This window comes from Enterococcus sp. DIV1094 (assembly GCF_017316305.2).
Classification (GTDB): domain Bacteria; phylum Bacillota; class Bacilli; order Lactobacillales; family Enterococcaceae; genus Enterococcus_B; species Enterococcus_B mangumiae.
In genome coordinates this window covers 1,905,366-1,930,567 of sequence record NZ_CP147250.1, presented here as the reverse complement: position 1 = coordinate 1,930,567, position 25,202 = coordinate 1,905,366, and the positions used below count along the sequence as shown (strand labels likewise).

Here is a 25,202-nt window from a genome sequence, read left to right as displayed (position 1 = left end):
CGAATGATAAATCGTACAGATAACACGCCTAGCGTGTCGAGAGAGAGGCGGTTTCTATTTTAGAATAGAAATCTGTCTCTTTTTTTACGAGAAAATTAGAGGTGAAAATCATGCAAAAAGAAAAACAACTACAGTTAGTTCCGGCAGTACTTGCCACAGGGATCATGTCATTTTCTGGGGTTTTGATTGAAACCGCAATGAACGTGACTTTCCCTACACTTATCCAAGAATTTCAAATCAGTACGTCTCAGGTACAATGGGTTACGACCATCTATTTGTTGATGATTGCGATCATCGTACCCCTTTCGACCTATCTGACAAAAAACTTTAGTATCCGAACACTTTTCTTGAGTTCTAATTTACTATTTATTGCTGGTTTGTTGGTCGATTACTTTTCTCCTACCTTCTTGTTATTGCTCTTAGGTCGTGTGCTCCAAGGGGCTGCGACAGGGATCGCCTTGCCTTTGATGTTTCATATCATTTTGACTTTTGCCCCTATGGGAAAAAGAGGCACGATGATGGGACTCGGTACTTTGACAACTGCGATTGCTCCAGCGATCGGTCCAACATATGGTGGGATTTTGACTGCTAACTTCTCATGGAGTCATATTTTCCTCTTTCTATTGCCAGTATTGCTCCTTTCACTTGGGATCGGCTTATATGCGATTCCAAAATTTGCGGTTGAGAAAACTGGTCGCCTAGATTTACTTAGTGTCTTCGGTGTTTGTCTGATGTTTAGTGGAAGCCTTACGTTTTTAAGTATGTTTAAAGACTGGATTGGCTGGGTGTCCTTGGTCATCGCTATTTTAGGCTTCTTGCTTTTCTATCAACGAACAAAAAAAGCCACACACCCTTTGATCCGACTAGAGATTTTTAAAAATCGCACGTTCCGCTTATTTTTATTTAGTTTTTTAGTTTATCAATTTTTACTGCTTGGTGTTTCCTTTGTCCTACCGAACTTTGTCCAAATCGTTCAAGGAAACAATGCGTTTGTCGCAGGTTTAGCGATGCTTCCAGGGGCAGCGATTGGTGCTCTCTTATCTCCTTTCTCAGGGAAATTACTCGACCAACACGGACCTAAAAAACCGATTTTTATTGGTCTCTTGTTTTCATTGGTGGGTTGGAGTGTCCTTGTCGTGATACTAGGCCACGCATCACTAGGCTTCTTGATTGCTTGTCACTTCTTCTATATGATCGGTATCGGCCTTTCTTATAGTAATATGATGACAACTGGGATGAATGCTTTATCAATGGAATTACAATCAGACGGTAATGCTGTATTCAATACGTTACAACAATTTTCCGGAGCTGTCGCTACTACGCTAGTTGCTGTGATCATCAACTTTTTCCAAGACCATCGTTCGAATAGTTATGAAGCCGCAACTACACTCGGTTCAAAAGTGGCTTTAGGTGTCCTACTTTGCTTATTGATCATCAGCTTGCTCCTATTTATCCGTTACATGATGCAAAAGCCTAAGCAAGAACAAAATTAGAACGATACTCCGAATGAGGTTGTGACAGAAGTGTTCAGCTCCGAGAAATAAGCCGAGAAACCCGAAAATCGTTCTTCAAATTTTTGGGTTTCTCGGCTTATTTCCGAAGGAGTTGCTTCTGGAACACCGTTTATTCGGTTTTAATGTTAGAAACAAAAATGAATTTTATTTTTGTCTCACTCTCATTTTTTTCAACGATTAGCTTTCAACACAAAATTTTGTATTCAAGCGAATAAAATCCTCGGATAAAATATTGTATCTTCTAACATTCTATGAGATGGTAGATACGTAAAGGAGGTTTTTTTATGGAAAAAATCGCTGTTATCGGTGGTGGTATCATCGGTATGACATTAGCAAATTATTTAGATACCTCTAAATTTGAGGTTACCTTGTTCGATGCAAAAGAAGGACAAGCAACTCGGGCAAGTGCTGGGATCATCTCGCCTTGGCTTTCCAAAAGACGAAATAAACAGTGGTATCAGTTAGCAAAAGATGGCGCTGCTTTCTTCCCAAAGCTCATCCAAGATCTAGCACTTGATGATTCTATCTATAAACAATCAGGTACATTGATCTTTCGCACAAAAGAAGCTTTGGAGGACCTTGCCGCACTTGCGGAAGAACGAAAGAAGGAAGCACCAGAAATTGGTGATATTTCACTATTGAGTGCTGAGGAAACAGCGAAGGCTCTTCCCTTGCTAAAACCAACTCCTTCCTTGTTTGTCAGTGGCGGAGGCCGTTTAGATGGTCACGCTTATCTGTCTCACCTTGCCGCACGGTTAGAACAGAAAAGGGTCCAAGTTGTCTCTGAACGTGTCCAATTACGCAAAAAAGCCACCCAATGGCTCGTGTCTGGTACTTTTGGGCACAAGTCATTTGACCGAGTGATCTTAGCCCCTGGACCTTCATTGAAACCGTTGCTTGAAGAGATCGGAATCTGTGCAGATATTCGCCCCCAAAAAGGGCAACTGATCGTTTTTCAAACGCCTTATTTACACAGTCAAGAATGGCCTGTCGCTATGTTAGAAGGTGAAGCCGATTTTATCCCATTCAATAATGGGACAATACTAGTTGGTGCCACCCATGAAAATGATGCAAGATGGGACCTCGCGCCAACTGAAGCGGCTTATCAACAACTGATCCAAAATACCGCACCATTTTTGACTGATTCTGATCAGCTTGCTACATGGACACACACGATGCGTGTCGGCACACGTGCGTACACTTCTGATTTTGCGCCATTCTTTGCGCCTGTGCCTGAAGAACCAACGTTGATTGCTGCAAGCGGCTTAGGCTCTTCTGGTTTGACTACCGGACCTTATATCGGCTATTTGATCGCAGACTATCTCAATACAGGAACTTGGCGAGGCGAGCATTATCAAAAACCGATTGGCACGTATCTTTCACGAATATAAAAGAAAAGCAAAAAAAAGAGACCTACTTGCGTAGTCCTCTTTTTGATTTCATACTTGGTTTTATCTTAGTACCAACCGTTTGCTAACCAGAATGCTTTTGCAGCATCCCATGAACCGTAGCGTCCAGCAACGTATTCTTCTACAACACGTTCTTGGTTCGCTGGTGAGTAGTCACCGTTCAAATATGCTGAATCTAATTGGTAACGTCCGATGTAGCGGCCGTTTGTTGCAGTGTATGAACCACCTGATTCTTTTTGTGCAATCCATTCTTTCGCAGAGTTGCTGTTTGTTGTTACAGTAGCTGTAGCAGGTGCTACTTCAACTGTTTCAACAGGCGCAACGTATGTATATTCTTGCGCTGGTGTTTCTGTAACTACAGGAGTTTCTACTTTTTCTGTTGTTGGTGCTACTTCTGTTGTTTTTACTGATGAAGCGTCAGCTGGAATTGTTAATTCTTCCCCAACAAAAATACGGTTGATATCGTCAATCGAATTTTGTTCAGCAATTGCTTTGATCAGTGAATTGTCACCTGCAAATTTTTGTGAGATTTTAGATAATGAGTCTCCAGCTTTCACTGTATAAACTTCATCTGCATGAGCAGTAGTTCCTACAAACATTGCAGTTGCTCCAGCGGCAACAGTTGTCCCCAAAACGATCTTTTTAATTGAATTCATAGTAAGCTCCTTTTTTCTCTTTGATTTGTTTCAACGTCACTAACTTTATCATTTAGAAATATTTCATAGGTGAAAGAATTATGACAATTCATGACAAAATCGTCATATTTTTAATATTTGTAATATTTGTTTTTTGGAAAAACTAGGACTAAAGTCGTAGAAAGCTTATAAATCAATGTTGTAATCGTTTTTCGTCACTTTGTTAGAATTTTTGATAAAACACGTGTTCTGTAATATTCAGAAAATATTTTTTTTAATTTATTGGATTTTTTTGCGAAATTCTTCTCATTTTTCGAAAAATAGATGCAATTAACACAAAAAAACCAGTAATTGTTACAACAATTACTGGAGAAAATGATTCATTTGAAATAAAAAAGTCATTTTTTAGCGTTTTTTTTCTTTTGTAACAATTGGATTGCTTGATCCATTTCATGGATTGCTTCTTCTTCTGTTTCTTTTTCCAACGCATTCGTCAACACTTCTTGCCATTTTTCAGGGTCTTTGATTCCTAATTTACCGATTGCCCACGCTGCCGTCCCGCGGATCACCGGACGGACATCACTGAGACATTCTTCAATATGAGGCAAAGCAGCACGTTCGCCTAAATTGGCTAAAGCAATCAGCGCATTTCGTTGAAGTGGTTTTCTACCACGCCATGAGCCAGCCAGATGCCCGTATTGTTGCTTGAATTCTTTATTGGAGATCGTTAGCATAGGCGTGAGTTTTGGATAGACTTCTTCCACTTGCGGTTCCATTTCTGGATGGAAATGAAAATCTTTTCCTCTATTATATGGACAAACTAACTGACAGATGTCACAACCATAAATGACGTTACTCATCTTTTTCCGATACTCTTCTGGCATCATGCCTTTTGTTTGTGTCTGATAAGACAGACAACGTTGTGCGTTCATCCTGCCATCACCTAAAAGCGCCCCTGTTGGACAAGCAGTGACACAACGCGTACATTCACCACACCCGAAGACACCAGGAGTATCTGGCTCTAAGTCGATGTTTGTCACGATCTCTCCTAGATAGACGAACGAACCAAACTCCTCTGTGATCAATAGCCCGTTTCGACCAATAAACCCTAATCCGGCACGTTGCGCAACAGCGACATCGATCAACTCTCCTGTATCCACTTGCGGAGCCAAGCGCCATTCTTCTTCTTTTTGCCAGTGAGTTGCTCGTGACTCGATAAATGAAATCAATTGTTGCAAACGGTCACGTAAGATATCATGGTAATCGATTCCCCAGGAGGCTCGGGCAAATTGTCCACGCTTCTCATCTCTAGGCATTTTTTCATGGATCTTTGTAGGATACGCTAAAGCAATTGCAATGATCGATTTTGGCCGATCAAACGTCATTTCTGGATATAAACGCTCATCAATATTTGGATGTTCAAATCCTGATGTATGCCCAGCAGCTTTTTGTTCCTCCAACGATTCTTTCAAGTGATCAAAAGGCTCTGCGGTGGTAAACCCGATTTTATCGATCCCAATACGCTTGCTTTCTTGAATGATTTCTTCTTTTAATGTTAATGCCATTCTTTCCACCCTCGATCAGACACGACTATATAAACCATAATATAATCGTTCTCTTTTCAATTGAACGAATTGGATTTGTTGATCTGGGATTTTTCTTTCCTCCATCCAACGATTTCTAGCCGCAAACACTTCCCAGAAATTCACGGACACCCATTTCCGGCGTTGATCTAACGCATTGAAAAAGTTCAATGAAACTGGTTTGGTATGAAGTAATTCATGTAAACGGAGTTGTTCTCTTGGCGAAAACTCAGATAGATCCCTTGAATAAACAACGTCTTCGTATAGATTCTTTTGTTGCCCGTAAGTGAACGTTTGCGGAATCTCTCCAGGACGAGCGATTTCTACTAAACGATTATAATACGTATTCATTAGTTTGCTATTTGCGATAAATGCACTCTTGAAAAATGCGGATTGGATTTTGGGAATGACCCCTTCTGTTCCTATCAGAGAAAACAGCGCAGGCCATGCTTGGACCTTGAGTTCATTCTTTTGTTTGACTAATACGCCAGGCGTAAAACCGACAGATGAAAGAAAAACAAAATAGCCGATACCAGTTTCTTCATCTAATGGCTGAAAATCGTCAAACAACCATTTTCCAGGATATGTCTCCTCTTCCAATTCTTCTGGGCTTGCTATGAACGCTTTAGCCATTTCTGCTTCAAGAAATTGGAGATCTTGGTCTTTCTCCTTATTTTCTAGTTGCTTGATCTTTTTTGTTATTTCTTCTGCAATCAAAAGTTTATCTTTGCTAGTAAAATTCATAGCTTCACCTTCCTTTCCTCTCTTTTAACTATAACGGAATTTCACTAAAATTGGTATCTATAAAACAATAAACGAACGAATTTCTCTTGATAGAAAAACAGAGAAAAGACAAGGGACCGTCTTTTCTCTGTTTTTTAACTTTTTTATTAAGACTTTTGATGATTACTTAGTTCTTTTCTTGCGACAGACCTTCGTGGATTCTTTCGATATTCCACTTCATCATGTCATAATAAGAGTCACCATCTTCGCCTTCTTTAGCGATCGAATCAGTGAATAGCTCGTCAAAGATCTCAAGACCTGTTTCATTTGCCACACGCTCCATGCTTCTTGGGTCAACACTTGTTTCTACAAATAAGACTGGGACATCTGATGCACGAACTTGACTGACGATCGATTGCATTTGTTCAGGTGTTCCTTGGCTTTCCGTGTTGATTTCCCAAATATAGCCCGCTGGTAGATCGTACGCTTGTGAGAAGTATTTAAACGCACCTTCACTTGTCACTAACAACTTTTGATTTTCTGGGATCGAATTAAAGCTTTCTTTTGCTTGTTGATCTAATTCTTTTAATTTTTCAATATACGCATTGGCATTTTCTTCATATTGTGCCGCATGATCCGGATCTTTTTCAGCAAAGATACGTGCGATTTCTTCCACATATTTGATGCCGTTTGAAAGATCTAACCAAGCATGTGGATCTGCTTCTGTCTCTGACTCTCCTCCTGATAAATACAGAGGTTCGACTTCTTTACTTACTGCAAAATAATCTTCATTTTCTGTTTTATTTGCTGTATCCATCAAGTTGTCAAACCAGCCATTACCAGTTTCTAAGTTTAACCCGTTGTATAAGATCACATCGGCATCACTTGCATTTTTGATATCTTCTGGCAATACTTCATATTCATGGGGGTCTGTTCCAACTGGGACGATACTATGGACAGTAGTTAAATCTTTTCCGACTTCTTTTGCCATATCGGCAATGATCGAATTCGTTGCTACAACTGTCAGTTTTTCCTCGTTCTCTTCTGCTGCCGAACTGCCGCAACCTGCAAAAATAAATAAAGCAGCTCCGATCAACCATAAGATGTTCATTTTGTTTTTCATGTATATACTCCATTTCTATCGTTAGTTTTTTTACGACTCGGCATTCTTTTTTCGTTTATTTCTTGAAAAAACAATTCCTTTAGTCGGTGAAAATAAAAAGGCCAACGTAAAGAATACTGCACTGGTCAACACGATTGTTGCTCCTGATGGCCAATTGTAACTATAACTGTAAAACACACCGATGATGGCACTCAATACACCGACTGTCGCCGAGATAAAAATCATTTTTGCCAATCGATCGGTCAATAGATACGCGGTTGCTGCTGGTGTGATCAACATGGAGATGACTAAAATCGTCCCAACTGTCTGTAAACTCACAACGGCAACCAGTGTTAAGAAGAACATCAATAAATAGTGGATAAGCGTCGTATTCAAGCCATAAGCTTTTGCCATCATCGGATCAAACGAAGTGATTTTCAATTCTTTATAGAAAATCAACACGAACAGCAACACGATTCCACTGACGATCGCAGTCATCAACATATCACTTTCTCTGACTGCTAAGACATTCCCAAATAAGATATGGTAAAGATTCGTCGCACTTTGAGCAAAAGAAATCAAGATGACCCCTAATGCAAAGAAAGAACTAAAAACGATCCCGATTGCTGTATCATTTTTCAAGCGACTCCGTTGTGTGACAAATCCAATGATTCCAGCTGTCAACATCCCAAATGCGGTAGCTCCTAAAATATAACTAAAACCAAACATATAAGAAATCGCCACTCCAGGTAGTACTGCATGAGAGATTGCATCCCCCATCAACGACATGCCTCTTAAAATAATAAAAGAGCCAATCACACCTGAAGCTAGTCCTACGAGCATCGATGTGATCAATGCGTATTGTAGAAACTGATAATCCATTAACCCCTCAATAAACGATTGAATCATTTTTCCATTACCCCTTTAGCTAATTGTCCAATGATCTCCCCATAAGCCAACTGTAGATTTTCTGAAGTAAATACTTCGCCAACTGGTCCAGCTGCGATCAGCGCTTGATTCAATAAAATCACTTCATCAAAATAAGCTTCGACTTTGTGCAGATCATGATGGACGATCACAATAGTTTTTCCTTCATTTTTCAGTTCATTCAAAATAGCAAAGATTTTTCTTTCACTGACCGCATCGATCCCTACAAACGGTTCATCTAAAAAGATCCATTCTGCGCCCTGAGCCAATGCTCGGGCGATAAAGATCCGCTGTAATTGACCACCAGATAATTCACTGATTTGACGATCTTCATAGTCCGCCATATCAACTTTTCGTAAAGCTTGCTTCGCTCGTTCCTTTTCTTTTTTCCCAGGTCGTTGACCCAAACGCAAGGATGGATAGGTTCCTAATAGAACGACTCCTAACACATCGATTGGAAAAGAAAGATCCAACTCACTTCGTTGTTCCACATAGGCAATTTTTTTGCGGATCGTTTTTATGGATCGATCGTCAAAAGTGATTTCACCAGAAACTTTAGGAACTAGCTCCAATAAAGCCTTCATAAAAGTAGATTTCCCGGCACCATTCGGTCCTATGATCCCGGTAAATTTTTGTGCTTGGATAACTGTTGATACATTATTTAATACTGTCTTTCCTTGGTACGCAACCGTTAAATCTTTAACGGAGATTTCATTTTTAGACACCTTTCGCCACTCCTTTTTTCGGCATACCTAACTTTTTATTTAATCTTAGTTTAACTAATATCAAAATGATTTACAAGTGTTGTGAAAGATTTTTTTGATTTTTCTCGCAATTTTAAAAATTTTTATGTAAAATCACAAACAAGAGCCTTAAAGTAATATTCGTTATTTATTTTCTCAGTTATAAAATGAACTTATTTTTTACTTTATCACTCAACTTAAAAAAGGGGTTTTTGTATGGAAGAAGAAAAATTAACTCGGAGTCTCAGCGCCCGTCATATTCAAATGATCGCGCTAGGAGGGACGATCGGTGTCGGTCTGTTCATGGGTGCTTCATCCACCATCCGTTGGACAGGGCCTTCTGTAATGGTTGCTTATGCTGTAGCAGGCTTCTTTTTGTATCTGATCATGCGTGCCTTAGGTGAAATGCTGTATCTTGATCCCTCTACTGGTTCATTTGCTAATTATGCAAGTGAATATATCCATCCCGTCGCAGGCTATTTGACCGCTTGGAGCAACATTTTTCAGTTTATCGTGGTCGGTATCAGCGAAGTGATCGCTGTAGGGGAATATATGAACTACTGGTGGCCAGACTTGCCTCAAATCATACCAGGGATCATTGTCGTCCTCTTTTTGATGTTCGCAAATCTTGTATCAGTCAAAGCATTTGGTGAATTAGAATTTTGGTTTTCTACTATTAAAGTAGTCACGATCATTTTGATGATCATCGCTGGTTTAGGAATTATTTTTTTCGGATTCGGTAATCATGGCGAAGCAATCGGGATTTCAAACTTATGGAAAAATGGTGGTTTCTTTACAGGCGGCGTAAAAGGTTTCTTTTTTGCTCTATCGATCGTCGTTGCCTCTTATCAAGGAATCGAATTGATCGGAATGACCGCAGGTGAAGCGAAAGATCCGCAAAAAACGATCGTCGAAGCGGTGCAGTCAACGATTGGGCGTATTTTGATATTTTACATTGGCGCAATCTTCATCATTGTCAGTATCTATCCTTGGAACCAATTAAGCGAACTAGGATCACCGTTTGTTCAAACATTTTCTAAAATTGGAATCACATTTGCGGCTGGTTTGATCAATTTTGTTGTGATCACCGCAGCTTTATCTGGTTGTAATTCTGGTATTTTCAGTGCCAGTCGAATGGTTTATACCTTAGCAATCAACGGCAAAATGTCTAAAAAATTCTTGAAACTTACCCGACATGGCGTTCCATTTTATCCAGTAGTAGCCATCTCATTTGGTATTTTGATTGGGTTGATTTTGAATTATTTGTTGCCATTAGTCTATTCTCAAACACAGGATCTATTTGTTTTTGTCTATAGTTCCAGTATCTTACCAGGAATGGTCCCTTGGATCGTTATTTTGATCAGTCAAATCAAATTTAGAAAGAGTCATCAGTTGGAAATGGCGTCACATCCGTTCAAAATGCCTTTTTCTCCATATACCAATTATCTGTCATTAGGCTTTTTGGCAGTCGTTTTGATCTTTATGTTCATCAATCCTGAAACAAGGGTTTCATTGATGATCGGTTTCGTTTTCTTAGTGTATATGGCGCTCTACTATTTTGTACGTGAAAGAAAAATCAAGCAATAGTAAAAGAAGTCAAGACTACACAATGGTAGTCCTGACTTCTTTTATTCTCTATAATAACCAGATTGCACAACTGCTACTCACCAGGGACTAAACTTTCTACAAGAGTGTATTAACATGTGATTTCAATAATCGTTCTGTTCTTTACTTTGTTCTAGTATGGTATGGTGTGGTTTAGTGAATTCCAATTGAGTGTGTATAAATATAGAAATAAAGTCCCTGGCAAATAGCAGTTGTGCAGTCTGATTTTTTTCTCTACTGATAGTCCCAAACGTATGGATGACCTTATTACTTTCTTTTGTTCTCCACAAAAGTGACAGAAAAACACATGCTAGAATTAGTTGATGGCTTAAATGAATACTCCCAGCCATACTTGTCTAATAGTTGTTGTACGATAAACAGTCCGAGACCAGTACCGCCAGTATCACGACTTCGACTATAATCTGGTCGATAAAACGGCTGGAAAATCTTACTTAATTCCTCCGCATCCAGTATCTGGTTGACCTCATTTTCAATCAATAATTGTTTCCCATCGAAAAACAGACTGATTTCCCCTTCATGCTTTGTGTATTTGAAAGCATTACTCAGTAGATTATCTAAAATCTTATCAAGATCATTTTTATTCCCGATGATCGACTGCTCTTTTAGGTGAACGACTAGCTTTTTCTGTTCTGCTTCAGCTAGTATCCGAAAAGAAGTTAATTTATGTTCAATCATTTCTTTGATAGATACTTCTTCATAGACCACATCATCTGACGGCAAATGATTTCTCGAAGCAAAGAGAATATTATTGATCATTTCTGTTTGTTCTTGCAAAATATTTTTGCAAACTTCTAAATAGCGTTCTCTATCTTTGAACTTACCGACATTATAGATCATGCCATCAATCAGCCCCATCAATGACGCCACGGGTGTTTTTAATTCATGCGAAGCAACTTGCATGAACTCTGATTTTGCTTTTTCTAATTCTTTCGTTTTTGCTACTTCAAGCTCTAAAACATCAATCGTTTGGATCAAAGACGCATATAATTGATTGATATCTTGCGCTAAAAGTGAGATTTCATCCGTACCTTTGACATCACAACGAATATCCGCATCTAAATCGATCATCTTTTCTGTCACTTTGGAGATTTCTTTGATTTTTTTTGTTGAATAAATACTATAATAGTAGGCACCTATTCCACCGATGATCAGTGAGATGATGATGATAAATGGATATAAATGAAGTAAAACTTGACTTGCTTCTGCGACTGGTTGCAACGAATACATACCGAGTAAATAATAAGTATTACCTTCTTTGTCCGTAATTTCTTGATAAAGACTCATTTCATCAGAAAAATAGTTTATTCCTGAATAATCAAGATTCACATCAAAAAATGGACCAATGACTCTGCCATTCTTATCCATCAACATGAGATCAAGATTTTGTTCTCTTCCAAGCCAGTATTGATCAACCTCCTTTTGTATGGTAGATAAATCTTTGTTCTCGATACTCTTTGCCACTTGATTGAATTCCTTGTTTATTTCATTTAGCTTCATTCGCTCATAATAGACAGGCATTGTAAAATATAAAGCAACCAATGAGATGATCGAGACTAAAAAAATGATGACCCCAGAAAACAGAAAATTTTTCAGCATGATGTTCATGGTGAAACCTCTAATTGATAACCTCTATTTTTAATTGTTTTTATCGATAATAGAGGCATTTTCTTTCGAATGTTTTTAATATGATTATCTAATATGCGATTCTCCAAATGATATTCATACGACCAAACTTGATAAACCAATTGTTCTCGCGTGACGATTTTCCCTTTATTCCTTATCAGAACCACTAAAATATCATACTCTTTTCTGGTTAAGTGGATTTCTTCTGTCTGATGTTTTACAAGACCACCATCTAAATCAATGGCATACTCTCCGATAGTTATATGTGGATTTCCTTTATTCAACCGAAAAACATTTTCGATACGTTTGATCAAAATAAGCGGTGAAAAAGGTTTAACCACATAGTCACTGATCAAATGAGAGAAACTGAGTAATTGCGTATATTCATCATCTAACGCAGTTAACATGATGATGGGCACATCCGAAGTTTCTCTTATTTTCTTTAAAACATCCGTCCCCCTTATCCCAGGCAACATAATGTCCAATAGGATCAAGTCAAATGTTTCCTCAGCAAAAACTTCCAATGCCTGTTCGCCACTCCTGACTGAACAGACCTCATATTTTCGCTCTTTTAAAAATTCCGTTACGATTTGATTGATCATATATTCATCTTCAACTACTAGAATTTTCTCCATGTGTACCTCTCCTTATTCAAAGCGAAGCGCCTCGATAGGGTTTAATTTTGATGCTTTCATTGCCGGCAATAGACCGAATATGATTCCCATCATTGAACTGAAAATCAAACTGCCGACAATTGAAAGTGCGGATACGATATAAGGATAATCAAGCGACTGAGTAATGGCATAGCCACTGAGTAATCCAATCAGCACACCCAGCACACCACCAATCAAAGTCAGGACGACCGCTTCGACTAAAAACTGTTTTAAAATAGTTTTTCTTCTTGCACCGAGGGCTTTCTTTATCCCAATTTCTTTCGTTCTTTCTGTAACTGAAACCAACATGATATTCATCACACCGATCCCTCCGACCAATAAAGAGATACTTGCTATACCAGTTAAAAGAATAAAACTTGATTGATTCATTCGTTCCAATTCCCTGGCAAATTCGCTAAGATTCATTATCCCATACTCATAATCGGATGGTGGGATCTGTTGGTTAAGGATCTCTGCTGCTTTTTCCGAAGCAGTTTGTAATTGATCGGTATGATTTGTTTGGATCGTGACAAGTGGTACAATATCCAACTCATCAGATAGTTTATGTGCTTGCTGCAAAGGAACATAAGCTCGTTTTTCAAAACTAAATATATTGCTACTATTTGGATCTAATTTAAATACACCTTGAACTTTAAAGGGAACACCATTCACTTCGACAAACTGTCCTATACCTTCTTCATTCGGAAACAGTTCATCATATAGCTCATTTTCTAAAAAAATCACTTGTTGATTCTCTTTAAATGCTTGAGAACCAAATCCTTCTCCTTTGATGAAGTTTAATTGCTCTAACTCCTCAACAGATGAAGTGACAGCAGAAACTTTGGCGTCGGTTCCTTTTGCTTTCCTATAGATTTTCCCATCTTTTTGATAGGACAAACCACTCGCTAAGACTTCTGGTATTTCATTGATTTGCTTCAGTACCTCCTCACCCAAAAATGGAAAATATAACGGTTTTTTCTCTTCCTTGTCAGACAGGATTCCACCAGACATAAGGTTCTGTTGGAAAGCACTTTTTCTGTCATATTGGATATTCATCGTATTATTGTTGCCACCAATCATTTCTCGTTTCATTTTTTCGGTGTTACCTCCGATGATACTGAAAATCGAAATAATGGCAGCAATCCCAATGATAACACCTAGCATGGTCAATATCGAACGCATTTTATGAGCAAAGATCGATTGTAAGGCAAATCTGATTTCTTCCATTTCCGATCACCTCACTTCATTTTGTTCGTCGCTGATTATTTGACCATCTCGTAAAGTAATCGTTCGTTGACATAACGCTGCGATTTCTGGCTCATGAGTAATGAGAATAATCGTCTTTCCCGCTTGATGGAATTGCTTGAATAGCTCCATGATTTGACTACTTGTTTTTGTATCAAGTGCCCCTGTCGGCTCATCGCCTAAAACAAAACTAGGATTGGTGACTAAAGCTCTCGCAATCGCCACTCGCTGTTTTTGTCCTCCAGATAATTCCATCGGTTTGAATTCACTTCGATCCTCTAAACCGACGAGCTGCAACATATCCAACGCACGCTTACGTCGCTCTTTTTTATTGACTTTCTTATATGTTAAAGGCATTTCCACATTCTGCGAAACGGACAATTTTGGCATAAGATTGAAATTCTGGAAAACAAAACCGATTTTTGCATTGCGAAAATCAGCCAATGAATTGTCAGCTAGCGTTTTGACGTCAGTTCCTTCAACGATATAATCTCCTGAGGTCGCCGTGTCCAAACAACCGATGATATTCATCAATGTTGATTTTCCTGATCCTGAAGGCCCCATGATCGCAACTAATTCGCCTTCATTGATCTGCAAAGAGATATCTTTAAGAACTTGCAGCTCTTTTCCGCCTTGCCAATAAGACTTATGGATGTTGTTAAGCGTCAACACTCGCACCAACCTCCATTCCTTCGACCATTCCTGTTTGTGGCAAAGCAAGCTGATCTTCAACTGTCAATCCTTCGACTATTTCTGCGAGTTCATCCTCCATCAGATTTACCTTTACTTCATGCTCTTTGATCCGATCATTTTCTACTTTCCAGACATAATACTTTTCATCTTTTTCCATGAGGTATCTTTGATTGATGATCACTTTTCCAGCCACAAAATCTTTCGGTAAAACATTGACATACACATTCGAACCAATCAATGGCATCTCTTCTTTTGGATCAATCTTAACTTTATAAGGAAACTTAGATAAATTAGGGTTCTCTTCTTTTTGATCGTCTTGTTTTGCCTCATTCGTTAAGTTTGCCACCTGCACAATGCTTCCTTGCCAAGTATTCTCTTGGTTTTTACGATCCATGATTTCTACTCGCTGATCGACAGCGACCTTTTCACGATCAAATTCAGTGACTTGACCATCCACATACAAGTTGGAATCATCAAGGATCTCCATAAAGTTTTCTTCTTTTTGACGTTCTTTGGATTGATTGACTAAGTCGCGATTCAATGATTTGATTCTTCCTGAGTGATCAGCTGTCACTGTGTCTTCATTCAAACGTCCTTTTTCGTTTTCCAGAAGTAATTGCGCCCTTCTTAATTCTGTTTCTGCATTCTTCACTTCATTGTCGCCAGCAATAGCTTCTGCATGTAAACCTGTGACTTCTCCTTCTAACGCTTTGATCGTACTTTGCAACTCTTCCGATTTTTCTTTTGCATAATCCTGTCTTGCTTTTCCGAGCTCTGCTACTTTTTGATTATGTGCCGTCCATTTTTGACTTGCAGTCGCTCGTGCTTGTTCTACCGCTCTCACTTTGATTTCTACATCCATTTCAGCTTCAGCCACTTTTGTCTGCTGATCTGTTTGGTACGTAAATAAAGGTTGCCCTTTTTCAATGACATCTCCTTCATTTACCAAAATTTCTTTTACTGACCCACGTTCCGGATCGATTTTGATTTTATTACTATTATTTGGCATGACTTTCCCAGCTAAGATCAAGTTTCCAGATTTTACTTCATCGATGAGAGATTTAACAGAGCGTGCTTCAATCGTTGTTGCTGAACTATTTTCTTTCGTGCCGCCACTGGTTGCAACCAGACTGATCGCACCAATCCCTAGTAAAACGACGATGACAGCTATTGGCAAATACCATTTTCGGTTGAACTTTGTTCTTTTTTTTTGCTTCATGTACCTACTCCTTCATTAAGATCAGTCATTAAAAAAGCGCTTATATAATTCTATCCAAAGCTCATTCCTCTTCTTTTTCCGACACTTCTTCATCAAACATTTGAACAACCGTTCCATCATCCATAACTAGTTCCGTTCCTTCTTTTCCATCAACAGTCACTTTTCTCTCGCTTTTCACATTTGGTATTTCAGCCTCATTCGACTCTTTTGTCCCTGAACCACAGCCTGCTAAAAGGCCGATTGAAAAAGCTAATACAAGATACCCTTTATACTTTGTTCCTTTTTTCATCATAAAAAACCATCCTCTTCTATTTGTTTTAGTTATGTTTCGCTTGTTATGTTTACTATCATACATAACAGACCTATTCTCTTTCTAAAGCTAATCTGTTTTTTGTGTAATTTTTTTATTAATATTTTTAGAACAAAAAGATAGCGCTCTATTTTTATGTAAACAAAAAAACAACCCAAGTGATCGTTGGATTGTTTTTCGTAATGAAGCGAGGGATTCAATTCATTTATTTCGTCAACTCATAACTATCTTTCAGCAAGTAGACAACTTGTTTTTCTTCAACTGCACCATTCAGCGCCACACTGATCCAATGGTTCTTATTCATATGATAGGCAGGATAATACCCCTCACTCTTTTTCAGAATCGAAATGATTTCTTGATCAGCTTTCACATTGAGGAGTGGTACTTTTCCTTCCCATCCAATCCCAATTTGTCTTTTTCAATAGAAACGACCAAGCCAAACCATTTACCTGACGATCGATGCCGCAACACGATATACTCAGGAAATTTTGCAAAAGGATGATCGATTTGGACGTCTTTTAAGGTAGCTGTGAAATCGATGAGTTTTTGTGTTAGGTCCATAGGTAGGTTCTCCTTTCTGACAACAAATAAAATAGGATGATCATCAGTCAATTTAAACGATGTGTCATGTTACATCTAAGGAATGATACATCATTTGGTTATCAATGATCGAATTATTTTTTGTGTGTTGAGGGCTTTTATTATGCTTCCTCCACCAAATAACCTCATGTCCTTTTATATTGTAAATATTCCCTTTTTAACCAGTGTATTTTCTTTCTGTGTATTGCTGTCTTTAATAACTAATAGTAACTTTTTAAAAACCATTTTATGAGTATTTTTGTTGGAAATAACTTGATATGATAGTTGATAAGCTTCGGTCACTATATGACAACCATGATTACACTCGTAAACCTAAACCTAGATCAAGCATGAAAGTCATAGTTGAATATATTTTTCTTCGTGTTTTTATCCATTATGAGTTGTCAAAAATAAATTCGTTTCAGCAAATATAGTGACCGTGAGCTTACTTTTACTCCTTTGTCTTTTTTCTACTCAATAAGGATAAGTATTGTCACAACAAGTAAAAAACATCGGATTTTATCAACCTTCACGAAGATATTTCTATTTCATATCATGATCATTATATTCCCTTATCCTAAACAGATAGTGCTGAGTCTAGAATAAACAACTAATACTTTTATTAACTTAAAGTCAGGCTCACACCGGAATCCGTGTGATTTTTTTGTAAATAAGCGGAAAAATCCATAAAAATTTGATGAGTCACTTTTATGAATGATTCCCTAATTTTGTGGCTCTACACTTCAATAGCAATAGCCTCTTTTCAAGTAAACTTCTTACTCAAGCATATCAAAATAATTATTCTCAATACAAGAATAAAATCCAATTTAATATCTTGTTGTCTTACTCAGTTGATTTCTAAAAATTCCAGCATATTAATATTTTCATAACAAACACAACCTTGAAAATCCTGATATTTTTATTCACCCTCAAAATGTCTGCTCTCTACCTCAATATGCTACTCTCTATAAACAAAAATCAGGTACTGCCTGAAACTTCACTAACGGGCAGTACCTATAAAAACAATATATAATGGACGTCTATAAGTTAGATTTTACCAAATTATTATTTTTTATACGTTCAAAAAAACAATGAAAGAAATCCAAATTTTGGATTTCTTTCATTGTTTTTCTTATTTTTAATAGGTGCATCTCATTATTTTAATTGTTCTTTTAATTCATTCTGTATCCGTGTTAATTCTTTTTCTTCTACTTTTTGGTAAGAGATACCTTGTTCACCTGTCACTCCATCTCCAGTAAAACCTGTACCCATTAGTTGATCTGATTTTATTTTTTTCAGTGCTGGTCGGTATTGTTTAACCATACTTTGCATCATGTTCCACGGTACGTCAGTTTTCATATTTCCACCAATTATTTCTAGGAAATCTTTATAATTCGTCAAGGTTTTTATTGATTTCAATTGGTCTATAATACCAGTAACAATTTGTCGTTGTCTCTTTTGCCGACCATAATCGCCATCAGGATCATCGTAACGCATCCGAGAATATTTGAGCGCCTTTTCGCCATCCAAGTGTAATTTTCCGATTGGGAAATCGGTTCCTTCATAATTAAAACTGAAGGCATTATTTACGTCAACACCGCCCACAGCATCAACTAATTCTTGCATGCCTTTTAAATCGATTTGAACATAATAATCAATCGGAACATTTAATAAATTTTCTACAGTTGATAGTGACATAGGAACGCCCCCATAAGCATAGGCGTGATTGATTTTATCCGTTGTACCATGCCCTACGATTTCTGTATAAGTATCTCTTGGAATGCTGACTAATGTGGTTGTTTCTTTTTTAGGATTGACTGTAGCAACAATCATCGTATCTGATCGCCCTTGCTCTGTTCTACCTAAATCACCGCTATCCGTTCCTAACAATAAGACAGAAAAAGGTTCGCCAGACTCATAATCTAAGCTGTCATTTTTTGAACCGTCTGTTCGTTCGATTGCTTCATAGGATTCATTTGCTGTTGCTTTCACATCAAAATAGATTTTTCCGACATAGCCAATAATCCCAATAACGACAATCAACATGACCGCTAAAATAGAAAGAAAGATTCGTTTAACCATTGACATTATTTTTGCTCCTTTTTTTATTAAATTTAAAAATCTCCACTGATGCCTTGATTTAAATGATGAAACTCATTTGCAATTGCTTCTATGATTCGTTCACTTGCTCTTCCATCTCCATAAGGATTAGACGCCTGTGCCATTTTTTTATGATCAATTTCATTTTCGATCAAGTTTTTTATTTCACGATACACGTTTTCTTCATTCGTGCCGACAAGTTTAAGAGTATTCGCAGCTACGCCTTCTGGTCTTTCTGTCGTGTCACGTAAAACTAGAACTGGTACCCCCAATGATGGGGCTTCTTCTTGCACCCCACCCGAGTCTGTCAAGATCATATAACTACGGGCAATAAAATTATGAAAATCCACGACATCTAACGGTTCAATCAAATGAATGTTAGGCAAATCACCTAGTATCTTTACTACTTTTTCTCTAACCTTAGGATTGCGATGCATCGGAAAAACAAATTCAATATTCGGATAGGAAGAAGCAACCCTATGAATTGCCCGACACACATTCTCCATTGGCTCTCCGAGGTTTTCTCTTCGATGCATAGTCACTACAATCATTTTTCTATTCTCTTTCAGTTCTGGTAGATAGGGATGACTATATTTTTCCTTGATTGTATATTTCATCGTATCAATTGCTGTATTTCCAGTGATATAGATTCTATCAAGAGAGTGGTTTTCCTTTTCCAAATTTTCCTTACTTCTTTCTGTCGGCGCAAAGTAAAGATCGCTTAGAATATCAGTCAATTGTCGATTTGCTTCCTCCGGATATGGTGAACGTTTATTCCATGTTCGAAGACCAGCTTCTACGTGCCCAATTTTGATTTGTTGATAAAAAGCAGCTAATGCACTCGCATAAGTTGTCGTAGTATCCCCATGTACCAAGACGATATCTGGTTTTTCTGTTACCAAAATAGGTGTCAACTTTTCTAATATTTTTGTAGTGATACTTGTCAAAGTTTGATTACTTTCCATGACATCCAAGTCATAATCCGGTACAATATTAAAATATTGCAATACTTGATCTAACATTTCACGGTGTTGTGCTGTTATGACGACTATTGATGTAAAGCGAGCATCTTTTTCTAATTTTTTTATTAACGGAATCATCTTGATTGCTTCAGGCCGAGTACCAAATATAGACATTACTTTTATTTTTGACATTTTTAGTTCTTCTCTCCTTTAACTAATATATAGCCAATAAGTAGAAGTCTATTCTTTTTTTTTAAACTATTTGCCTAATATTCACCATTTGAAATCCCAAATATTGATTTACTCTTCTAAGATTTAGGGGAGCACAAAATAAAGAGACCAGAGTATTTTTCTGGTCTCTCTCATTACTCACCGTTTTTTCTTTTTATTGATAACTATATACGTTAGGAATCCAAAGAATAAAATGAGGATAAGCACTCCAAATAAAACGAGTAAAGGTTGTCTTTGTTCACCAGTTTTAGGAAAGCTTTCATCCGTCTTTTGATTTACTTTTTTCGGATCATTTTCTTTTGTTAGTTCAACTGATTCGTTTCTTTTTGAGATATTAAAAGCTATCGGACGATCATCTAAAATATAACCTTCTGGTGCTTTCGTCTCAATCAATTCGTAACTACCTTCAGGTAAACCTTCAATTGATAGATGTCCAGATGAATCAGTTTTTAAATTTTTTTGAACTATTTTCCCTTTTTGATCTTTAATCATAAATGAGGCATTAGCCAATTTTTCACCAGATTGGCTGTCTATTTTTTCTAGCAAAATACTGTTAGCTTTACGTGTATTCGTTTTCGTTACTTCTACCGCTTCGGTTTGCCCTTTTTCTATCGTGAAGCTGACTGGTTTCTTGTCTAGGTCATAACCGGTTGGCGCTTTTGTTTCTACCAACTGATATTCACCTGGCGCTAACTCATCGATTGCTAGTTTCCCACTTGCATCAGTCGTCAATCCACTTTGCAGTTTCTTCCCTTCTTTATCTTGTAACTCGAAGACTGCGCCAGCTAGACCTTCTCCGCTTTGATCATCCGTTTTCGTGAGAACCACTCCTCCTGGAGTTAAGTGGTTCGTTTTCGTTACTTCTACCGCTTCGGTTTGCCCTTTTTCTATCGTGAAGCTGACTGGTTTCTTGTCTAGGTCATAACCGGTTGGCGCTTTTGTTTCTACCAACTGATATTCACCTGGCGCTAACTCATCGATTGCTAGTTTCCCACTTGCATCAGTCGTCAATCCACTTTGCAGTTTCTTCCCTTCTTTGTCTTGTAACTCGAAGACTGCGCCAGCTAGACCTTCTCCGCTTTGATCATCCGTTTTCGTGAGAACCACTCCTCCTGGAGTTAAGTGGTTCGTTTTCGTTACTTCTACCGCTTCGGTTTGCCCTTTTTCTATCGTGAAGCTGACTGGTTTCTTGTCTAGGTCATAACCGGTTGGCGCTTTTGTTTCTACCAACTGATATTCACCTGGCGCTAACTCATCGATTGCTAGTTTCCCACTTGCATCAGTCGTCAATCCACTTTGCAGTTTCTTCCCTTCTTTATCTTGTAACTCGAAGACTGCGCCAGCTAGACCTTCTCCGCTTTGATCATCCGTTTTCGTGAGAACCACTCCTCCTGTATCTAAGGAATTGGTTTTAGATAACACTACAGGAACTTCTTGTCCAGAGACGACTGTAAATGAAACAGGTGTTGGATCGATCGCATAATTTTCTGGCGCTTGGGTTTCGATAAACTGATAATCACCTGGCGGAAGTAAACCTGTATTAACTTTTCCACTTGAATCAGATACTAGATTTTCAAGTACAGTCTGCCCCTTACTATCTACTACTTTGAAAACGGCCCCAGCTAATGGATTTTTATTTTCAGAAGCTATTTTAGTTAGATACGCGCTTCCATCTAATATCGTCACAGCATCATTACTATATATACTCGTACCATTATAGTTGATTGACGCCTTATTGATAATTTTATCCCCAGCTTGTGCATCTTTATTATTATAAACTGCATTAAATACGATAGTTAAGCTTTCACCTTCTTCTAAAGTATCTAATAAGGTATAAGAAACTTTTCTAGTTGTAGAATCATACACAGCATCCGATACTTTTGTATCGTTTTTTGAAACAGTTGTTTGATAGGTTGTGTAGTCTGGAAGTGGATCACTTATCACAGTTCCAGCTGGGATACTACCGCTTGAACTTTTCAAAGTCAATGTATAATCCAAAATCCCTTCTGTATCTGCTAGCGTAGTTTGTTCCACTTTTTTATTTAAAGAAATACCACTGTAACTTGATTCGTCCAAAGCCATTGCTGAGTCATAACTTGAAACAAGCGAATCATTTGAATAGATTGCTGCATGATTATTTTTCACACCAAATTCTGCCGGTGTTGGATTCCCTAGTATTTCTTCCCCATACATGACAACGTAACTGTCTTCAGTTGTAACATCGCCGAAATCAATGGTAAATCCTTGATTATTCACAGTTATTTTGTTAGATAATTCACTCGTTACATACTTCCACTCATTTGGGGTACCATCTGCCTTTCTAGAAGTTACTTTAGCAATTCTTATATGTTGATAGGGTGTTAGATCCCCAACTGCGGGTATATAAGTATCTGGATCGGTTAACTGAGTCCCTTCTGGTATGGTATCCGTAAGCTTAACATTTTTCATAGATTTTTGGTCATAATTGACTGTTATTGCATAGATATTTGATGCAGGTTTATCTAGGCTCATTAGTGCAACTTCATTTCCATCAATTATTTTCTTGGGCCTCGTACTCCACTTTGAAAGATTAGGTAAGCTATTATTTAGTCGATGTACTTCGGAATTCAGCTGATCGCTGCTGACTAAGTTATTCCCCTTATAAAATTCAACAGGAAATTCGACAAAATCAGGAATACTTTCATCCCCAACATTAAAAATCGGAGCAATAAATTTAATCGTAAATGTATAGCCTACAGCATCTGTTTGAGATATCTTGGTATGATCATAAAACACCGTCAAGACGTAATCTCCCTGACTATCCTTGGTCAAGGAAGAATCATCTAAATAGAATGGCTCACCGATAATCAGTTTATTTAAAAGATCACTTTCATCTTGAACAATTTCATGGGGAATCGAGATTTGTATTTTCCCATCCTCGTCGATTCCGCCTGCTGAAGAAGCTAAATGAATATTTAATTCAACTTGTTGCCGTGACTCAATAATACTAGGACCACTGATAGAAATTCCTGGATCATCTCCAACAATTCTTGGACTGATTTCCGATGAACTTCCAATCAACGGTAAGAATCCAAGTTGACCGATTATCAAGATAATACTAGTTAATAGATTTAAAAAAAATGTAGCCTTTTTATTCCTCAATTTTGTACCCTCTTTCACTTAATAAGATATTCTTTGATAAACATTTCATTGATTTACCCAGTTGTGTCTTATTTGGCTTGTTACTAGGTAGTTATCTGCTTCTAAAATAACTAAATCATCCTCTATTCGCTGAAGTTCTTTTGCTATTTTTAATTTCTCTTTGTTTGACAAAGAGATTTTGGTATTACTAATCGTTATCATCTGTTTTTCTTCATTAAAAAACAACTGTTGCGATTGACTCGAAGAATCGATTTTCTTTTTTAGTGAAATCTCTTTTATTCGCGACGCCTGACTTAGTGGATATACTCCTTGTCTACCAATCAGTAATATGGATAGAATGACAGATAAAAATTTCAACTAATTTACATCCTTTTCTCTTTGTCTTTTTACCTCTATAATTGCATCTCCAAATACCTCCCAATCGTTTGGAGTAGGTGGTCTTTTCCAGATGATTTGTGTAATCGATAAATTCTCAATAACAGAATCTGAAACAAAAATATCTGTTTTTGAGGTTAAGCGATTCTCTACAATAATATTTAGATTTTTAAATCCTTGAATTTGATTTTGAATAAAATTCGTGTATAAATTTCCCAAAGAAAAATCAACACAAACATAAACAGGTATTTCAATAAAAGCAAAATGATTGATTAGTAAAAATACGTACTCAAAAAAAAGTTGATTGACGCTTGTCTCATCGCTAAAATGCAATTGCTCTTTATAAATTGTTAAGGCTCTCGTAACCGATTTACTAAGTTTGGGATATGATTCCAAAAAATAATCTCTTTGATTACTTGAAGCAAAGGAAGACAAAGTAAAATCAAAAATTTGATGATACCTATTTAACGCAATTAAGTTATTTTCGAAAGATATACGATTTTTGTGTTCATTTATTTTTAATTCAGAGGTGATTTTACTTGCTAGATTTATACTTATTTCATCAATATCTTCAAACTTTGACGTTTGGATCACAACAGGTACTTCGTCTACACCTAATGACTTCAAAAAACCTAATAAATAGCGAATTTCAATACACTTCTTCGTCTCATCTTCAATAGACAAAAAATCAGCTATTTTATCGATGACAAGTTGAATATCCGAGCTTGTCAAAAAAATAAAAAAATCTTCTTCTTTGCTTAAAGAAAAACCATTTTTTTCTCTACATATTAAGATACCGATTAACAAATTTAATTTTACCTGTTCTGTTTTACTTAATCGTAAATGGAAAAGAAATGTTAAATATTCAGATAAAGATTTGATCTGATTTCTTATTTCTTCTGTAAAAGGAAGTTCAATTCCGTTATAAATGTCAAAGAATACAGAAAAAATAAGATTTCTTATAATGATTTCATTTCCTACTACTTTGCCATTTTTTATTTCAAGATTATGTTTTGATAAAAATTTTTTTATCGTTCGCTGTCTCAAGTAAACAGTTGGGAGAGCAAAATAGTGTCGAATGCTAAATTCCTTGACAGTCATGTTTTCTTCGATAAAAGCTTTAAATAATAAAAAAGTTGGTGCTTCTTTGTAATAAGTCAAGCGGAATTTTTTTACAATCGAATAATCTATATTGATTGGGTGGACTATGACACCATCACTGTGGATATGAGCATTCGATTCAAATTGATAAAGTTCATTGTTTAACTCATCAAGAAACTTTTTTAATCTTGTTTCAGTGATCTCAATAAATGAAGCAAGTTCCCTAACCTCAATACTCCTATCTTTTAACTCAATGTAGCGCAAAATAGCTAATTTGATTCTCTCCTTATCTTCTAAAAAAAACTCTAATTGCATTCGATCCTCCTTTTATTAGTTAAGTTAGGTGTTACAGTCCCATTAATAGGATACCTCTACTTAAAAATGGAAAAAGTATGGTTTCTAACTTTTTTTATATAAAATAACTTTTTTTTAAATGAATATATATAATATTTGTTATATATAAATCCTTAAAAACCTAGATCCAAAATAAAACAGAGCAGAAATAGATTCTCCATTCTGCTCTGCTCTATTTGAAATCCACATAGTTTTTTTACATCTTTAGTCTAACAATATTAAACTGATTTTATGTTCATTTATTACCGTATGATCCACCATTCATTAATCAACTCAGTATTATTGTACTTTCTTGGTAATCCATGAAATGTAACCTACCTAAATCTGTCTCTTTTGATTCCAGAAGATGAACGT

22 protein-coding genes are annotated in these 25,202 nt (G+C 37.1%); 3 read left to right on the top strand and 19 right to left on the bottom strand.

The genetic code is table 11. The features are described from left to right. The first annotated feature begins 110 nt into the window (after positions 1-110). Complete coding sequence (locus DOK79_RS09195; protein ID WP_206856986.1) at positions 111-1,493, top strand: MFS transporter; 1,383 nt, start codon at positions 111-113, stop codon at positions 1,491-1,493. A 305-nt stretch (positions 1,494-1,798) separates the two neighbouring features. Further along, positions 1,799-2,905: an NAD(P)/FAD-dependent oxidoreductase gene (locus tag DOK79_RS09190; RefSeq protein WP_206856984.1), complete on the top strand. Its 1,107-nt coding sequence runs from the start codon at positions 1,799-1,801 to the stop codon at positions 2,903-2,905. A 65-nt stretch (positions 2,906-2,970) separates the two neighbouring features. On the opposite strand, the gene DOK79_RS09185 is transcribed toward DOK79_RS09190, so the two are convergent. The 6 genes from DOK79_RS09185 to DOK79_RS09160 form a co-directional block, all read right to left on the bottom strand. After that, positions 2,971-3,579, bottom strand: coding sequence for a LysM peptidoglycan-binding domain-containing protein (locus DOK79_RS09185; RefSeq protein ID WP_206856982.1), 609 nt, complete (start codon positions 3,577-3,579; stop codon positions 2,971-2,973). A 377-nt stretch (positions 3,580-3,956) separates the two neighbouring features. Beyond that, positions 3,957-5,123, bottom strand: a complete 1,167-nt coding sequence (gene queG / locus DOK79_RS09180; protein WP_206856980.1) for a tRNA epoxyqueuosine(34) reductase QueG — start codon at positions 5,121-5,123, stop codon at positions 3,957-3,959. A 15-nt stretch (positions 5,124-5,138) separates the two neighbouring features. After that, the gene (locus DOK79_RS09175; protein WP_206856976.1) at positions 5,139-5,885 is read right to left on the bottom strand and encodes a hypothetical protein; all 747 of its coding nucleotides are present in this window, start codon (positions 5,883-5,885) and stop codon (positions 5,139-5,141) included. A gap of 166 nt (positions 5,886-6,051) precedes the next feature. After that, a complete protein-coding gene (locus DOK79_RS09170; RefSeq protein ID WP_206856975.1) occupies positions 6,052-6,987 on the bottom strand; it encodes a metal ABC transporter substrate-binding protein in 936 nt (311 codons plus the stop codon). Positions 6,988-7,017: 30 nt separating this feature from the next. Continuing rightward, a complete protein-coding gene (locus DOK79_RS09165) occupies positions 7,018-7,875 on the bottom strand; it encodes a metal ABC transporter permease (protein ID WP_206856974.1) in 858 nt (285 codons plus the stop codon). Beyond that, positions 7,872-8,618 carry an ATP-binding cassette domain-containing protein gene (locus DOK79_RS09160; protein ID WP_206856973.1) on the bottom strand — a complete coding sequence of 249 codons (747 nt, stop codon included), beginning with the start codon at positions 8,616-8,618 and terminating at the stop codon, positions 7,872-7,874. The genes DOK79_RS09165 and DOK79_RS09160 overlap by 4 nt, the downstream gene beginning before the upstream one ends. 234 nt (positions 8,619-8,852) lie before the next feature. On the opposite strand from DOK79_RS09160, the gene DOK79_RS09155 reads away from it, so the two are divergent. Next, entirely contained in the window at positions 8,853-10,223 is a 1,371-nt protein-coding gene (locus DOK79_RS09155; protein ID WP_206856972.1) for an amino acid permease, read from the top strand. A gap of 285 nt (positions 10,224-10,508) precedes the next feature. Here the strand turns inward: DOK79_RS09155 and DOK79_RS09150 are convergent, their stop codons facing one another. The 13 genes from DOK79_RS09150 to DOK79_RS09090 form a co-directional block, all read right to left on the bottom strand. Continuing rightward, the gene (locus DOK79_RS09150; RefSeq protein ID WP_206856970.1) at positions 10,509-11,867 is read right to left on the bottom strand and encodes a sensor histidine kinase; all 1,359 of its coding nucleotides are present in this window, start codon (positions 11,865-11,867) and stop codon (positions 10,509-10,511) included. Then, positions 11,864-12,520, bottom strand: a complete 657-nt coding sequence (locus DOK79_RS09145) for a response regulator transcription factor (protein WP_206856968.1) — start codon at positions 12,518-12,520, stop codon at positions 11,864-11,866. Before DOK79_RS09145 ends, DOK79_RS09150 begins: the two co-directional genes overlap by 4 nt. A gap of 12 nt (positions 12,521-12,532) precedes the next feature. Further along, complete coding sequence (locus tag DOK79_RS09140; RefSeq protein WP_206856965.1) at positions 12,533-13,765, bottom strand: ABC transporter permease; 1,233 nt, start codon at positions 13,763-13,765, stop codon at positions 12,533-12,535. A 6-nt stretch (positions 13,766-13,771) separates the two neighbouring features. Next, positions 13,772-14,455 (bottom strand): ATP-binding cassette domain-containing protein, encoded by a 684-nt coding sequence (locus DOK79_RS09135; RefSeq protein WP_206856963.1) that lies wholly within the window; start codon positions 14,453-14,455, stop codon positions 13,772-13,774. After that, positions 14,442-15,695, bottom strand: a complete 1,254-nt coding sequence (locus DOK79_RS09130; RefSeq protein ID WP_206856961.1) for an efflux RND transporter periplasmic adaptor subunit — start codon at positions 15,693-15,695, stop codon at positions 14,442-14,444. The genes DOK79_RS09135 and DOK79_RS09130 overlap by 14 nt, the downstream gene beginning before the upstream one ends. Positions 15,696-15,756: 61 nt before the next feature. Then, on the bottom strand, positions 15,757-15,987 hold the full coding sequence (locus tag DOK79_RS09125) for a hypothetical protein (protein WP_206856959.1): 231 nt from the start codon (positions 15,985-15,987) through the stop codon (positions 15,757-15,759). Between the two features lie 223 nt (positions 15,988-16,210). Then, a complete protein-coding gene (locus DOK79_RS09120; protein WP_339091831.1) occupies positions 16,211-16,375 on the bottom strand; it encodes an MmcQ/YjbR family DNA-binding protein in 165 nt (54 codons plus the stop codon). After that, on the bottom strand, positions 16,372-16,566 hold the full coding sequence (locus DOK79_RS09115) for a hypothetical protein (RefSeq protein ID WP_242543301.1): 195 nt from the start codon (positions 16,564-16,566) through the stop codon (positions 16,372-16,374). The genes DOK79_RS09120 and DOK79_RS09115 overlap by 4 nt, the downstream gene beginning before the upstream one ends. Positions 16,567-17,739: 1,173 nt before the next feature. Beyond that, on the bottom strand, positions 17,740-18,672 hold the full coding sequence (locus DOK79_RS09110; RefSeq protein ID WP_206859648.1) for an LCP family protein: 933 nt from the start codon (positions 18,670-18,672) through the stop codon (positions 17,740-17,742). A 26-nt stretch (positions 18,673-18,698) separates the two neighbouring features. Then, positions 18,699-19,838 carry a non-hydrolyzing UDP-N-acetylglucosamine 2-epimerase gene (gene wecB / locus DOK79_RS09105; protein ID WP_206859649.1) on the bottom strand — a complete coding sequence of 380 codons (1,140 nt, stop codon included), beginning with the start codon at positions 19,836-19,838 and terminating at the stop codon, positions 18,699-18,701. Positions 19,839-20,015: 177 nt separating this feature from the next. Beyond that, complete coding sequence (locus tag DOK79_RS09100; RefSeq protein ID WP_339091826.1) at positions 20,016-23,018, bottom strand: SpaA isopeptide-forming pilin-related protein; 3,003 nt, start codon at positions 23,016-23,018, stop codon at positions 20,016-20,018. A gap of 45 nt (positions 23,019-23,063) precedes the next feature. Beyond that, entirely contained in the window at positions 23,064-23,375 is a 312-nt protein-coding gene (locus DOK79_RS09095) for a hypothetical protein (protein WP_206859558.1), read from the bottom strand. After that, entirely contained in the window at positions 23,376-24,809 is a 1,434-nt protein-coding gene (locus tag DOK79_RS09090; protein ID WP_206859557.1) for a helix-turn-helix domain-containing protein, read from the bottom strand. Positions 24,810-25,202: the final 393 nt, after the last annotated feature.